This window comes from Roseateles sp. (assembly GCF_965262435.1).
Taxonomy (GTDB): domain Bacteria; phylum Pseudomonadota; class Gammaproteobacteria; order Burkholderiales; family Burkholderiaceae_C; genus Paucibacter_A.
The window spans coordinates 2,142,625-2,156,547 of sequence record NZ_OZ253537.1 but is presented as its reverse complement, the minus strand read 5'-3'; the positions used below and the strand labels follow the sequence as shown (position 1 = coordinate 2,156,547).

The following is a 13,923-nucleotide window of genomic DNA, read 5'->3' as shown; positions in this document are numbered from 1 at the left end:
ATCCGACATCCGAGCGCATTACTCGGATTTACCGCCCGTTCGCTGCGGTGAGCGCCCCATCACGTCCCCTTTGAACACCAGCCACTTGGGCGTACGGAAACGGACGATGCGCCAGTACAGCGCCACATAGGTCACGCCGAAAACCAGCATGCACGCAGCCAGCATCAAGGTGGAATCCCAGAACAACAGCGCCGGAACCAGGGACGACACGCACAACATCCAAAGATAAGGCGCGGTCATGGAATTGCGGCGCGTCATCGCACGTGCATCCCGAGCCCCGACAGCCCAGCGCATCAGGCGGCGATAGATCAACGAATGCAAATGAATGCCGTCTGGCAGGCCCGGCGGCGTGGCCCGGATGAAGCGGCGTCGGTAAATGGAGAACACCGTCTCAAAGACCGGGTAGACACAGACCATCAAAGGAAACAAGGGGGAAACCTGGCTGTGACGTGCGATCAGCAGGATGCCCACCTCAGCCAGCAAGAAGCCCATGAAATAAGCGCCACCGTCACCGAGGAAAATCAGGCCGGCCGGGAAATTCCAGACAAAGAAGCCCAGAACAGCCCCGATGCCCGCCAAGGCCCACAAGGCCAGTTCAGGGTCACCGACTTGGTAGGCCACATAGGCAAATGTCAGCAGCATCAAGCTGACGCACATCGACGACAGCCCATTGAAGCCATCGATGATGTTGATGGCATTGGCCACGCCAGCCACGGTGAAGACCGTAGCCACCAGCGCGCCAAGGGTGCTGCTGACGATCCAGTCAAGGCCTGGCACATCGGTATGGCTGATGCGGGCCTCCAAAAGCCAAAAGGCCAAGCCCGCGGACACAGCCGTCGCGAGCAAGCGCTTGGCCGGCGACACACTCTTGGTGATGTCTTCAATCAAACCCGCCGCGAAAGCAGGCAACCCGCAGAGCAGCAAGAGAAGCCCCAAGTGCGCATCCGATTCACTGCCCACCTTCCAGGTCAACAGCGCCAGGACAGCCATACCCAAGAAGATGCCGACACCACCAATACGAGGCACCGGTCTGGCGTGAAATTTCTGCGGGCCACTCAAGTCCGTATCGGCCGAGAAGTGCCCATGCGTACGGGCCGACCGAATGACCAGGAGCGTGATTAAGCAGGAGATGAAAAATGGGACAAACAGATGCGACATGAGGACAAGTGTAGCGAGGGTCTCCCCGGCCCTACCCTCTAAGAGTACGTCATGAGCCCAGTTGTGCTGCCGCTAGAATGCCCGCCAAACCCGCCTTCGGCCACCTTGCGAAGGCCTGCCAACCAACGTCTGTGAGAGCTCATGACATTCAGCGCAATTTGGAGCCGGCACTCAAGGAGCTTCTCTGTTTTGACCCCGAGTATGAGCCCCCTTCCGATACTGCACATTGCGCGCGCCCGGGGCAACAGAGCGACCCGACTCACATCGATTGCCGCGCTGGTTCTCGGTTTAGCCTCGCAGAACTCAGTCGCAGTCGATGCGCAGCAGTCAGCACAAACACAAGAAGATGGGGCGCCAGTTCGACTGAAGGCAGACACGCGCCATGAACGTGATGATGCAACCATCGCGTCGCCCTTGGCGGCCAAGCCTGCGCCTTACCTACCCAGCGAATTCGAACGTTACGTGCAACGGGCCTTGGCCGGTGAAGTCACCGGCGACCCAGAGCGTGATTTCAAGGTTCGTCGCTTCGGTGCCGAGCTCATGGAGCCAGGCAAACGTGTGGGACTGGCATACGAATCAAACGGCCAGATTCCGTCGGACTACGTGATCAGCGTCGGTGATGAAATCCAACTCACATTGTGGGGATCCGTTGACGCAGACTTGCGTTTGACCGTAGACCGCAGCGGCCGCATCACCATTCCTCGCATCGGACCCGTGCTGGTCGCCGGGCTTCGTTACGCGGACCTGAACTCGGCGGTCGACCAACGCGTGGGACAAGTGTTTCGAAACTTCAAGGTGTCCGCATCCTTAGGCCGCCTGCGCAGCATCCGAATCTACGTCACAGGTTTCACGTCTCGACCAGGTGCCTACACGGTCAGCAGCCTGTCAACCTTGGTCAATGCCTTGATGCAAGCCGGTGGGCCCTCGTCCGCCGGAAGCTTCCGCAGCATCGAGCTGCGACGCGCCGGCAAGGCCATCAGTAGCTTCGACTTTTACGAGCTGCTCCTAAAGGGTGACAAGAGTGCCGACTTCGTCTTGCAGGCTGAAGACGTCATTCACATTGGGCCCGTCGGCAACCAAGTTGCACTGGTGGGTAGCGTCAACAAGCCCGCCATCTTTGAACTCAAGGCGCATGAAGCGCTGGATGACGTCCTGAAGATGGCGGGGGGTTTTACCGCCGTGGCAGACCGCAGCCGCCTGACCGTGGAGCACCTCGATGCACGCAACGACGCTCGGATCAGCGAATTGCCTTTGCCTCAAAGCGAAAAGTTGCAGCCGCGTAGCGGCGATTTGCTGCGCGCATTCAGCGCAGTCGATGTCACCCTGCCGCAACACAAGCAGAGTAAGCGCGTCAAGGTGGAAGGCGAAGTTCAGCGGCCCGGCGAATTCATATTGCCCGCGAGCAGCGGTATTTCCGACGCAATCAAGGCGGCCGGAGGGTTGACACCTGCCGCCTACCTTTTCGGCACAGACTTCAGTCGCGAAAGCGTTCGTATTGCTCAGCAAGATAACTACGAGCGAGCACTCAGGGACCTGGAAACAGAATTCACCCGCGCGACCACAACCCAGAAAGCGGGGAGCGCGGACGAAGCGGCGGCGCAAGCCAGTAGATCCCAAGGATCGACGAAATTGATCGAACGCCTGCGTGCAATCCGGCCGACCGGTCGAATCGTATTGCAACTGAGCCCGAAGACTATCAGCTTGCCGGACTTGGCTCTAGAGGACGGCGATCGACTGATGATTCCGGCTCGACCGACAACGGTCGGCGTGTTTGGAAGCGTATTCAACGGCGGCAGCTATTTGCTGCGAGACGACGCCAGCATTGAAGATGTCTTGCGCTTGGCAGGCGGCCCGACGCGCGGTGCGGATGCATCGAGTGCCTTCGTAGTTCGAGCAAACGGCAGCGTGATAAGCGCTCGCCAGAACAGCGGCGGCTGGCTCAGCTTTGGAGCCGGTTTCAGCAGCATTCCGGCGCTTCCCGGCGATACCGTCTTCGTGCCGGAAGAATTGAACAAGACCACGTTCATCCAAGAGGCGAAAGAGTGGACACAGATCCTCTATCAATTTGGCTTGGGTGCTGCAGCACTGAAGACGATCAAAAACTGAGCCACTTCTTGCGAAACCAACACCGCCAGAAGTTGGGCAACACCCGAAATAAGGATGTCAATTGGCCGAAGTCTTCCAGATATTGCTAAATCGCCGGCGCCTTCTTGTCTTGGCGACCATGGCATTCGCAACCGCAGGCGCAGTTGTGAGCCTATTGACGCCACCAACTTACACAGCAAAGGCCAGCTTCCTTTCACCACAGCAGCAAGGAGCAACGTCTGCGGCACTAGCTGCTTTAGGCGGCCTAACGGGCGGGCTTGCAGGGGCTGGAATAAAGGCCCCTTCGGACCAGTATGTGTCACTCATGGAAAGTGCTCGTATTACCGACGCCATCATTGACCGTTTCAAGTTGATGGAGGTGTATGACGCCCAATTTCGAGACGAAGTGCGCGTAAAGATTGCGAAAAATGCCAGGTTCATTCCAAGCAAGAAGGACAGTTTCATCTATGTGGAAGTTGATGACGAAACACCTGAAAGAGCCGCGGCGATCGCGAATGCCTATATTGAGGAGTTGCAAAAGGTAACGTCATCTCTTGCCCTGACAGAGGCTCAGCAACGTCGAATGTTTTTTGAGCGGCAACTCTCCCAAGCGAAGGGGCAACTTACCAAGACTCAGGCGGCGCTGGAATTGGCTGGCTTTAATGTCGGCGCGATGAGCGCCGACGCCAAGGCCACGGCAGACTTGTACTCCAAAGTCAAAGCGAGCGTCGACAATGCGCAGATTGAACTTGACAGCCTGCGCCGCACCCGAACTGAAAGTACTCCTGAAGTGCTGCGACAGCGCGCAATTGTCGAAGGCTTATCAGCGCAGTTACGACAGCTTGAACGCCCTTCTGAAAAAGGGCGTAACGCGGTTTACATCAACGCATACCGAGACTTCAAGTACCAGGAGATGCTGCTCGAAATCAACGCCAAGCAATTCGAAGCAGCCAAGTTGGACGAGGCGAGAGAAGGCGCTGTGATTCAAGTCATCGACGTCGCGCAGCCACCAGAACGTCGCAGCAAGCCCAAGCGTGTGAGTATGACCCTCATGTTCGCCATGTTCGGCCTGGTGTTCAGTTCGCTCTTCGTCCTTTGGCGCCACTTTGGCGCACTGCCGCCCGAACGAAGCCAGATCAAATGACAGCGCCCTTCGCCCGCCGCATGATCGCAGGCGAGCACATGTGCAGAACTCTCTCGGGCCATGAATAGAAGGTCCATCCTCGGGTTCGCGGTTGGACCGATCGGCGCTTCTGCCCTTGGCTTCGTCAGCCTGCCGCTCTCAACTTGGTTGTTCGCGCCAGATGACGTTGGCCGGATATCCATGCTTCAGACCGCCACCGCCATCGGCACAGTTGCCTTCACGCTCGGACTTGACCAAAGCTTCGCTCGTCAGTATCACCAGAGCCACCAGCGCGGCGCTCTGTTGCGTACCACAGCCTGGCCAGGCCTTGCATTGCTGCTGACCGTCGCGCTTGCGTTGATGGCACTTTGGCCAGAGTTTCTATCGCAGCAAATGTTCGGGATCGCCTCGACCTCGTTGAGTGCCGTTGCGCTGCTCGGCATCATTGCGGCATACCTTTCACGTTTCTCATCCCTAGTTCTGCGCATGGGCGAGCGAGGACTCGCCTTCTCTATGTCTCAGTTGCTACCCAAGCTGCTGCTCATCGCTTGCCTCGGAGTGCTGGCTTTTGACCCAAGGCGGCACTTTGACCAACTACTCGCTGCACAAACGGCTTCACTGGTGGCGGCGTCAGCGATATTTGCCTGGAACACCCGATCTGCTTGGCTACTAAAAGATGCCCCGCCACCATCAGGTGCGCCGAAAGCACCCGGCTTGCCAACGCTCTTGCGGTACGGCCTGCCGATGATGACCGCAGGACTTGCTTACTGGACCTTAGAGGCGGTCGATAAAGTCATGCTGCGCTCGCTGTCAACATTCTCCGAGCTAGGTCACTATTCCGTCGCAATGGGCGTAGCCTCAGTCGCAGCGACTCTGTCGACGATCTTCACCACCGTATGGGTACCAACTGCCTTCAAGTGGGCAGAAGAGCCAAACTGCGGACCCCGCATCGCGGCGCTTCAGCGAAAACTGGTGGCTGCTAGCTTGCTGATCGTCTCCGGAGCGGGTTCACTGTCGTTCGTACTCGACTGGCTGCTTCCAGCCTCATACGGGCCCGTACGCGAACTGCTCGCTCTATGCATGTTGCCTGCGCTGTTCTATGCAGTGTCTGAGGTCACCGGCATAGGCGCGGCCATTGCCCACCGCAGCGGCCTCGTTCTGTTATCTGCGGTGATCACTGCCGCAGTCAACGTCGCCCTGAATTTCTGGCTCATACCGCTGTGGGGTGCGGGCGGTGCGGCGACCGCTACATCACTCTCTTTTTTCCTCATGCTGATTCTGAGAACCGAGAGCAGCGCCATGAGTTGGCAAAGCCTGCCGCGTGCCGGCGTGTACGCGCCACTGGCCATCGTTGGCGTATTGGCCATCATGCACGCGCACATCGGCCGGACTCATCCAGTCGTCGTGCAAGCGCTCTGGATGATGGTTTTCGGAGGCGCCGTCTGGCACTACCGCAACGCTCTCCTTGAGATTTTCGGACAACTCCGTCACCGCGAAGCACAGGCGGTTGGCTAAGCGCGCCAACACACCAATCAATGATCTCCATGGACAACGAAATCTCTGTCATCGACTACGAAGCGGCAAACATCGGTTCAGTGCTGCGCATGCTCGAAAAGGCCGGTGCCAAACCAGTGCGAGCCTCAACGCCCACTGAAATTGCAGCCGCTCGGCGCATCATCTTGCCCGGTGTCGGCGCATTCGACCACGGCATGGATCAGTTGCATAAACGAGGCTTGGTAGACGAACTGAATCACGCAGCGCTGGTGCGCCGAATCCCGGTCATGGGCATTTGCCTGGGCATGCAGTTGATGTGCCGGAGTAGCGAAGAAGGCGAACGTCGCGGCCTGGGTTGGATGGAAGCGAGCGTTGAGAAATTTCGCTTCGCACCTGAGCAGCGCCTCGCGGTGCCCCATATGGGCTGGAATACGGTGCAACTGTGTAAGGAAAACCCCCTGCTGCCCGCCCTCGAAGCTCGAACCCGCTTCTACTTTGTGCATTCCTACAAGGTGCGCTGCGATCACGAAGAAGACATCGTCGCCAAGACCCACTACGGCGAAGACTTTGTCTCAATCTTCAGCAGAGGCAACCTATTTGGAGCCCAATTCCACCCAGAAAAGAGCCATCGCTTTGGCATGCAGCTCCTGTCCAACTTTCTAAAGCACACGGCCAATGCTTAAGAACCGCGTCATTCCCACACTTCTCCTGCAAAACGGCGGGTTGATCAAGACCCGAAAATTCAAGCAGGCCAAATATGTCGGCGACGCCGTCAACGCAATCCGTATCTTCAACGAAAAGGAAGTGGACGAACTGATCGTGCTGGACATTTATGCCAGCCGAGAGAACCGCCGTCCGGACTTTGAAACGATCGGACGCATCGCAGAAGAGTGCTTCATGCCGCTGTGTTACGGCGGTGGCGTAGGTTCACTCGAAGATGCCAGCCGCATCTACCAATGCGGAGTGGAGAAAATTAGCCTACAAACAGCAGCGCTACGCAACCCAGGCTTAGTCACCGAGATAGCGCAAAAATACGGCAGCCAAGCAGTGACAGTCTCGATCGATGTCAAAAAAGACTGGCTGGGTCGACGCAAAGTCTATGCTTCGGCTAGCGGCAAACTGCTCAAGGAACCGCTGGATGCCTTGCTCAAGCGCATGGTAGACGCCGGAGCAGGCGAGGTGCTGATCAACGCCGTAGATCGGGACGGAGACCTCTGCGGTTACGATGTCGCCCTTATCGCGGAAGCATCACACCACGTCAACGTCCCCGTCATCGCTTGCGGCGGCGCAGCCAGCTTGGACGACTTCAAGAAAGCGGTGGATGCGGGCGCATCTGCCGTCGCTGCAGGGGCCTTTTTCGTGTTCCACGGACCTCATCGCGCCGTGTTGATCACTTATCCCAAGTACGAAGAGTTAGAGCAGACGCTGGGCGTCAAGTCATGAATCAAAAAACCAAGCAAATCTGCGCACGTTGCATTATGGACAGCAGCGTACCCAATATTCAGTTTGACTCTGTGGGCAACTGCAATTACTGCACTGACTTCCTGGAGCGCTGCGCGCATGTACTGGACGACACGTCCGACGTGAAGGCCAAGAAACTGCAAGCATTGGTCGCAGAAGTCAAACGGGCTGGCCAAGGCAAACGCTACGACTGCATTGTCGGCGTCTCCGGTGGCGTGGACAGTTCCTGGGTTCTGGTGAGGTGCGTCGAGCTCGGCCTGCGCCCGCTTGCCGTGCACATGGACAACGGCTGGAACTCCGAGCTTGCGCAAAACAACATCGCCAACCTGGTACAGGCTTTGGGGATAGACCTATACACCCACGTCATCGACTGGCCCGAGTACAAAGCACTGATGCAAGCTTTCTTCGATGCGGACGTGCTGGACGTGGAGCTGCTTTACGACAACGCGATGGCTGCCGTGAACTACCAGCAAGCAGCCAAATTTGGCCTCAAACATTTGCTCGCAGGCACTAACTCTGCAACCGAAGGCATGCCCATGCCCAAAGGATGGAACTGGAACAAGTTCGACAAGCGAAACATCCAGGCGATCGGCAAGCGTTTCACCAATACGGCGCTACGCACTTTCCCATCAATCGGAACACTGGACTTTTTCAGATTCCGATTTATCAAGGGCATCCGCTGGGTTTCCGTGCTGGATCTGATGCCCTACAACAAGACGGCAGTACTCAAGGAACTGCAGGAGAAGTACGGCTACAAACCCTATCCGTACAAGCATTACGAGTCGATCTTCACCCGCTTTTACCAGGGCTATTTGCTCCCGACTAAGTTTGGTATCGACAAGCGCAAGCTACATCTGGGAACGCTCGTAGCATCCGGGCAATTGGATCGTGCAGTTGCACTCCGAGATTTGGAAGGCATCCCCTATCCGTCCGAGGCGCAGTTGAGCCAGGACCGACAGTACTTTTTGAAAAAGATGGGGTGGACTCAAGCTCAACTGGAGGCGTACATCTCACGTCCGCCCATTGCGCATGATGTGTACCCAAGCGAAGACAAGCTCTGGGACTTCGCCACCCGCACGTTGAAGGCGCTTCGCTCGCTTCGTTCGCGTTGACAAAGCACGGCACCATGAAGATTCTCGTCTTCTGCGACAACTACCCAAAGCCGGGACCTGGATACGCCGATGCGTTCGTGCGCACGCGCTTGGAAGCTTACAAGCGCGAGCTGGGGGCGGACATTCAGGTCGTCAAACTGAGTAAGCGAGGTTCAGGAGAACCCGCCTACGAACTGAACGGTATCCGTGTAGTCAGCGTCGGCCATTCGCGTTTGGCCTCCACCGTGCGTGATTTTGCGCCTGATGTGGTTTTGGCTCATTTCATCCAGGCACATTTGTGCGATGAACTGCCGCGCCTGACGCGCGCACCATTGATCGTCTGGATCCACGGTGAGGAAGCCCTGTCTTGGACGAATCGCCTGTTCTATTTGAAGACGCTATCGCTGACGCAGTTCCTTCGCTATGTGGTGCGCAATCACATACAGCGCGCAGCCATGCGAAGACTGTTTCGTCGCGCGAACGCCGGTGATGCGATTGACTTCGTCTTCGTCTCGCGATGGATGCGGGAGATTGCTGAGGTCGATGTTGGCGAGCGCCTTCAGCGCGCGCTAGAAATACCCAACTACATCAACACAGAACAGTTCCACTTCTGCGAGAAGACTGGGGAAGATCGGCGGCGTATCCTGCTAATCCGGTCTTTCGGCTCAGCCAAGTACGCCAATGACTTAGCCATTGAAGCGATTCACAAGCTGGCTCGGACCTACCCCGGTTTTGCGAATTTGCAGTTCACTGTGGTTGGACAAGGTGCGCTATGGGACGAGCTCACGCAGGGACTTAGCTACCCCAATGTCCAGTTGCAGAACCAGATGCTCGATCACGACGGGATCAAGGCCATGCATGACCGCCACGGCGTGTTCCTCTGCCCGACCCGTCAAGACGCGCAAGGCGTTTCGATGTGCGAGGCCATGGCAAGCGGCCTGGTCCCCATCACTTCGGACAACACGGCCATCCCCGAATTCGTCAGCGACGAGGAGGGCTATCTGACACGGGGCGCGGATGAGATCGCTACGGCAATACGAACGCTTGATGAGCAACCGAGTCTGTTCCTAGAGAAATCCCGCAAGGCCGGGGCACGGAGCCTCGCTCAAACCGGCTGGCAAGCCACGGTAGCTCGAGAGATCGAATTGATCCGCGATCGAGCACAAGCAACCTCGACGAATGCCATCTAACTCTTGCGGGGACACTTATGGCCTTTGCATCAGCCGCGGCCAAGCACAGCCCGCTGTCCAAGCGACTGGGGGCTGGCTCCTCAATACCGTCCTGTCCATGACACGCGTTACCACCACTCTCTTGCGCCTAGCCCTGAGCTCGGCGCGCCACATCCCCTCTAGTGGCCTACAGTCATGGCCGTGTCAGCTCAGGGTCGCCTTGCCGCGACGGCTGGTCCGCTCCTGCGGTCAGGGCGTCCCTCTGCGGCCAGGTGCCTACATCGGTAGCCCACACAAGCTGTCCATCGGCGACAACACCGGCATTGGCCTGAACTGCTGCCCCAGCTGTGCAGTCCAAGTGACCTGTAGGCCCTCGTTCCAATGAGACTGGAGATCATGATCCTCACGTCCAACCATGTCTGGAACCCGGTGCTCGACACCTACTCCCGACAAAGCGAGGCCTCAACGCCAGTGATGGTTCTCGACGACGCTTGGATCGGTGCACGCGCCATCATCCTGCCCGGGGTGACGATCGCGCGCGGCTGTACCGTGGCTGCGGGCTCAGTAGTCACGCAATCGACGCCCGATTTCTCCGGAGTCGGAGGGATGCCTGCGCGTATACGCAAGATGACGCCGCATCGAGCCGAGCAAGGGGCTTGATATGGCACCCAACAGCCTGCACTTCGTCATGTTTTCCAATCTACTCAGCCATGGGGGTGGCAGAGAGACTTGGCTCAACAATATCCTTCCGGCACTGCTGGAACGCCCCGACTCTCCTGCACTGTTCGTGTACTACATGTCCGACGCGACTTGCGAAGGCGAGAACCGGATCAGTTCATTCAGCGATCCTCGTATCACTTTCATCGAGACACGGCTGCCGGTGACTCGCAACAAGCTGGCATCCCTTGTGCGAATTGCGAAGTTTTGCTGGAGTGTGACGAGAGCGCTGCGCAGCCGAACCGACAGCCGCAGTGCCATCGTCGGCATCGGCACCTTTTACGAGGGCGCCATCATCGCGCTGGCTAGCCTGCTTGGCTTGCGTCGGCAGCAGTTGGTGCTGTGGATTCGGGGCGTCTGGGTCAAGGAGATCAACCACCGTCATGGGCAAGGTGGGCGTCGACTCATTGCAAGTGCGGAGCGTTTCTTCATGCGCCGCGCAGACAAGGTGATTGCTAACGGCCATGACACCAAGGCCATCTACGAGACCTTGCTCGGCCATCATGTCGAAGCCATCCCCAATGCGTTGGACCTTCAGCGCTTCGCGCAAGCCACTCGACCCGTGCTCACGCGCCGACCTATTTGCGTGTCCTACATTGGCCGCCTGAGCGAGGAAAAAGGCCTACGCGCATATCTCGGCGCCATCGACCACTTCCTGGCCCAGCCCAATGCCGTCTCTGATGTGCGCTTCGAAATCGCTGGCGATGGGCCGCTGCGGGAGCTTGCCGAAGCCTGTGAATCCCGCCATGCAGAGCGGGTACGCTATCTCGGCGCGATCCGCAACGAGGACATGCCGGCCTATCTGGATTCCATCGACCTGGGCGTTTGCCTGACCTACTCGAAGGAATCGGGCGGCGGCGGCGTGTCCAACGGACTGCTCGAGTTGATCGGCACCCAGCGGTTGGTGGTGGCCTGGGACTCGATTATCTTTAAGCAGGTATTGGGAGAAGAAGAAGCCATATTTGTAAACGAAGGCGATATCCCTGCCCTGGCCGCAGCCTTCGCTGCAGCCGCCAGTGATCCGGCCACACACATCCGAAAGGTGCAGGCAAGCAGAGCCGTGATCAAGGACTACTCACTGGACGCGCATGTCAGTCACTTTTTGCGCTACTTGGCATGTTCGGCCTGACCACGGTCTCACAGCGCCCCCAGTTCGACAGCACCTTGGGCGCTTCCACGATGCGGCCGTGGGCCGCATTGCCGCTGTATGCGACCGCACTGGTTGATACCTTTGGTGGCGCCGTGCAGGAAGTGTTTCCAGCAGCATTGCTGGTGCGAGGCCTGCTGATCCTGCTGTTCTTTGGCTGGGTCCTGGAGAGCCGGAGCGTAAGCCCGGATCTCCGTCGGCTTGTCATCGCCTCGCTGCTGTATTTCTGCGCATTCTTCTTCTTGCACTTCTTACTCGGCTTCAACAGCGCTGCGGTCACTCTTGAGGTCAGCGCCACGCTGCGACTTCTGTACGGGCCCTTACTCGCCTGCTATCTGGGCGCCTGCATGCTTGGCGGCCTGTTGCGAGCGGAAGACGCGCGACGCGTCATCCTGACCTATGGATGGTTGATCCTGCTGTCATTGCTGCTGGGCCAACTCACAGGTCTGGGTGGCTCAATCGGGGGCCGGGGCGTGGAGGCCGGCAAAGGTTTCACGATCGGTGCAAACGAGGTAGGCCTGATGCTGCTCCTGACCTGCCCTGTCGTGGTGGGAGACTTGCACAATCGCCTGCGTCAGCCCGCCTTGGTCGCAGCGCTGTCCCTGCTGGCCTACGGCTGGGCCGCCACACATGTCTTCACCAAGTCTTCGCTGTTCACGCCAGTCATCTGCGCGGCAACTCTGCTCGCCATTTGCCAACGCATCGGCGGCTGGACGGCGCGAATCAGCTATCTGACCCTCATCGCGGCTACTACCGGTATCGCATTGGTCGTGCTGAGCCGCCTCGACGAAATCATGGTTCTCGTGCAGTCCACCTTCTTCCGCTCGCTCTTCGATGACGGCCTGGTGGCATTCCTGTTTCGTGGACGCCAAGATTACATCGATGCGATCTACCCACAGCTAGCAGACCATGAGCTCAACACCTTGCTTTGGACCTTCGGGGCCGGAGAATTCCATGTAAGGGCCATCTCGGAAGCGCCGCTGCTACTGGCCCGCGGTGAAGGAACAACATTCGAAATGGACGGCTTTGATCTGCTCGCCTGCTACGGGATCGCTGGAACCGCGCTGTACTTCCTGCTGCTGTACCGCGGGATGGCATCGATTGCCCAACAGCGTCTGGCCTGGCCCCTACGGCTTACTGTTGCCGGGGTTCTCATACACGCTTTCATGGCCGGACACGTCGTGTTTTCACCGCAAGTCATGACCTTGCTCCTCCTCCTGGTAGCGGCGTCCACTGCTCCCGCACTGCGGGCCGCCTTCACCGAGCCGGCCAACGCCGACACCACGACATTACCCATTCCAATCCCCCCCCAACCATGACCCGCCCCACAGTTCTACTGGTCTTCGGCACACGGCCCGAAGCCATCAAAATGGCCCCCGTCGTGTCGGCCTTGCGTGCCTCGGCACAACTGAACGTCAAAGTCTGCGTGACCGCGCAGCATCGGCAGATGTTGGACCAGGTTCTCGGCCTGTTCGACATCCAGCCCGACTACGATCTCAACTTGATGCGCGCGGGCCAGGACTTGAGCGACATCACGGCACGGGTGCTGCTAGAGCTGAGGCCAGTCCTGGCCGAATGCGCGCCGGACCTGGTTCTCGTGCACGGCGACACCACGACCGCTATGGCGGCTGCGCTGGCCGCCTTTTACGCTCGCATTCCTGTCGGACACGTCGAAGCAGGTCTGCGTACGGACGACATCTATTCGCCTTGGCCCGAGGAAATGAATCGGCGCATCGTCGGCCGCATCGCTGCATATCACTTCACGCCCACCTCAACTTCACAAGCCAACCTACTCAAGGAAGGGTGTTCGCCGTCCACGATCCACATCACTGGCAACACGGTCATTGATGCGTTGCTGCAGGTAGCTAAACGACTGGACGGCCCCGACTTGGAGACGGCCGCGTTTGCTGCCAAGTTCCCGTTTTTGTCGAACGGCAAGAGAACAATCCTTGTCACCGGCCATCGCCGAGAGAACTTTGGTGGTGGCTTTGAGAACATATGCCTCGCACTGAAACGGCTTGCCGAACGTGGTGACGTCAACATCGTGTATCCAGTGCATTTGAATCCCAACGTCCGAGAACCAGTCAACCGACTGCTGGCTGACGCTACGGACGTACACCTGATTGAGCCGCTCGAGTACCTGCCCTTCACTTACTTGATGCGGGCCTCTTACCTGATCTTGACTGACTCTGGGGGCATCCAGGAGGAAGCTCCATCTCTAGGCAAGCCAGTACTGGTGATGCGAGACAACACCGAACGTCCCGAGGCCGTGGCCGCGGGCACGGTGCAATTGGTCGGCACTGATGCCGATCGCATTTACTCGGCGGCAGTCAAACTGCTCGACGACGAACTAGCCTACCGGGGTATGTCCGAGGCTCACAACCCCTACGGAGACGGTCAAGCCAGCGTGCGCATCCGCCAAGTGCTTGAGTCCATTCTCCATACGCCGAATTCACCCAGTCCCAAGTGAAAATACTT

Annotated in this window: 12 protein-coding genes; 11 read left to right on the top strand and 1 reads right to left on the bottom strand. The window is 58.4% G+C overall.

Annotated elements, in window-relative coordinates:
- Positions 1 to 18 precede the first annotated feature (18 nt).
- Complete coding sequence (locus ACQY39_RS09340) at positions 19 to 1,158, bottom strand: MraY family glycosyltransferase (RefSeq protein ID WP_428505536.1); 1,140 nt, start codon at positions 1,156 to 1,158, stop codon at positions 19 to 21.
- A gap of 201 nt (positions 1,159 to 1,359) precedes the next feature.
- Here ACQY39_RS09340 and ACQY39_RS09335 point away from each other — a divergent pair, with 201 nt between their 5' ends.
- The 11 genes from ACQY39_RS09335 to wecB all read left to right on the top strand — a co-directional run bounded on the left by ACQY39_RS09335 (position 1,360) and on the right by wecB (position 13,915).
- On the top strand, positions 1,360 to 3,264 hold the full coding sequence (locus tag ACQY39_RS09335; protein WP_428505534.1) for an SLBB domain-containing protein: 1,905 nt from the start codon (positions 1,360 to 1,362) through the stop codon (positions 3,262 to 3,264).
- A gap of 61 nt (positions 3,265 to 3,325) precedes the next feature.
- Complete coding sequence (locus ACQY39_RS09330) at positions 3,326 to 4,387, top strand: Wzz/FepE/Etk N-terminal domain-containing protein (RefSeq protein ID WP_428505532.1); 1,062 nt, start codon at positions 3,326 to 3,328, stop codon at positions 4,385 to 4,387.
- A 60-nt stretch (positions 4,388 to 4,447) separates the two neighbouring features.
- Complete coding sequence (locus ACQY39_RS09325; RefSeq protein ID WP_428505530.1) at positions 4,448 to 5,881, top strand: lipopolysaccharide biosynthesis protein; 1,434 nt, start codon at positions 4,448 to 4,450, stop codon at positions 5,879 to 5,881.
- 29 nt (positions 5,882 to 5,910) lie between these two features.
- Positions 5,911 to 6,543 (top strand): imidazole glycerol phosphate synthase subunit HisH, encoded by a 633-nt coding sequence (gene hisH / locus ACQY39_RS09320; protein ID WP_428505528.1) that lies wholly within the window; start codon positions 5,911 to 5,913, stop codon positions 6,541 to 6,543.
- Positions 6,536 to 7,303: an AglZ/HisF2 family acetamidino modification protein gene (locus ACQY39_RS09315; protein ID WP_428505526.1), complete on the top strand. Its 768-nt coding sequence runs from the start codon at positions 6,536 to 6,538 to the stop codon at positions 7,301 to 7,303. The genes hisH and ACQY39_RS09315 overlap by 8 nt, the downstream gene beginning before the upstream one ends.
- Positions 7,300 to 8,433, top strand: a complete 1,134-nt coding sequence (locus ACQY39_RS09310) for an N-acetyl sugar amidotransferase (RefSeq protein WP_428505524.1) — start codon at positions 7,300 to 7,302, stop codon at positions 8,431 to 8,433. Before ACQY39_RS09315 ends, ACQY39_RS09310 begins: the two co-directional genes overlap by 4 nt.
- 14 nt (positions 8,434 to 8,447) lie before the next feature.
- Entirely contained in the window at positions 8,448 to 9,602 is a 1,155-nt protein-coding gene (locus ACQY39_RS09305; protein WP_428505522.1) for a glycosyltransferase family 4 protein, read from the top strand.
- 375 nt (positions 9,603 to 9,977) lie between these two features.
- The gene (locus tag ACQY39_RS09300) at positions 9,978 to 10,241 is read left to right on the top strand and encodes an acyltransferase (RefSeq protein WP_428505520.1); all 264 of its coding nucleotides are present in this window, start codon (positions 9,978 to 9,980) and stop codon (positions 10,239 to 10,241) included.
- A gap of 1 nt (position 10,242) precedes the next feature.
- The gene (locus tag ACQY39_RS09295) at positions 10,243 to 11,427 is read left to right on the top strand and encodes a glycosyltransferase family 4 protein (protein WP_428505518.1); all 1,185 of its coding nucleotides are present in this window, start codon (positions 10,243 to 10,245) and stop codon (positions 11,425 to 11,427) included.
- A complete protein-coding gene (locus ACQY39_RS09290; protein ID WP_428505516.1) occupies positions 11,415 to 12,764 on the top strand; it encodes a hypothetical protein in 1,350 nt (449 codons plus the stop codon). Before ACQY39_RS09295 ends, ACQY39_RS09290 begins: the two co-directional genes overlap by 13 nt.
- Entirely contained in the window at positions 12,761 to 13,915 is a 1,155-nt protein-coding gene (gene wecB, locus ACQY39_RS09285; RefSeq protein WP_428505514.1) for a non-hydrolyzing UDP-N-acetylglucosamine 2-epimerase, read from the top strand. The genes ACQY39_RS09290 and wecB overlap by 4 nt, the downstream gene beginning before the upstream one ends.
- Positions 13,916 to 13,923 lie beyond the last annotated feature (8 nt).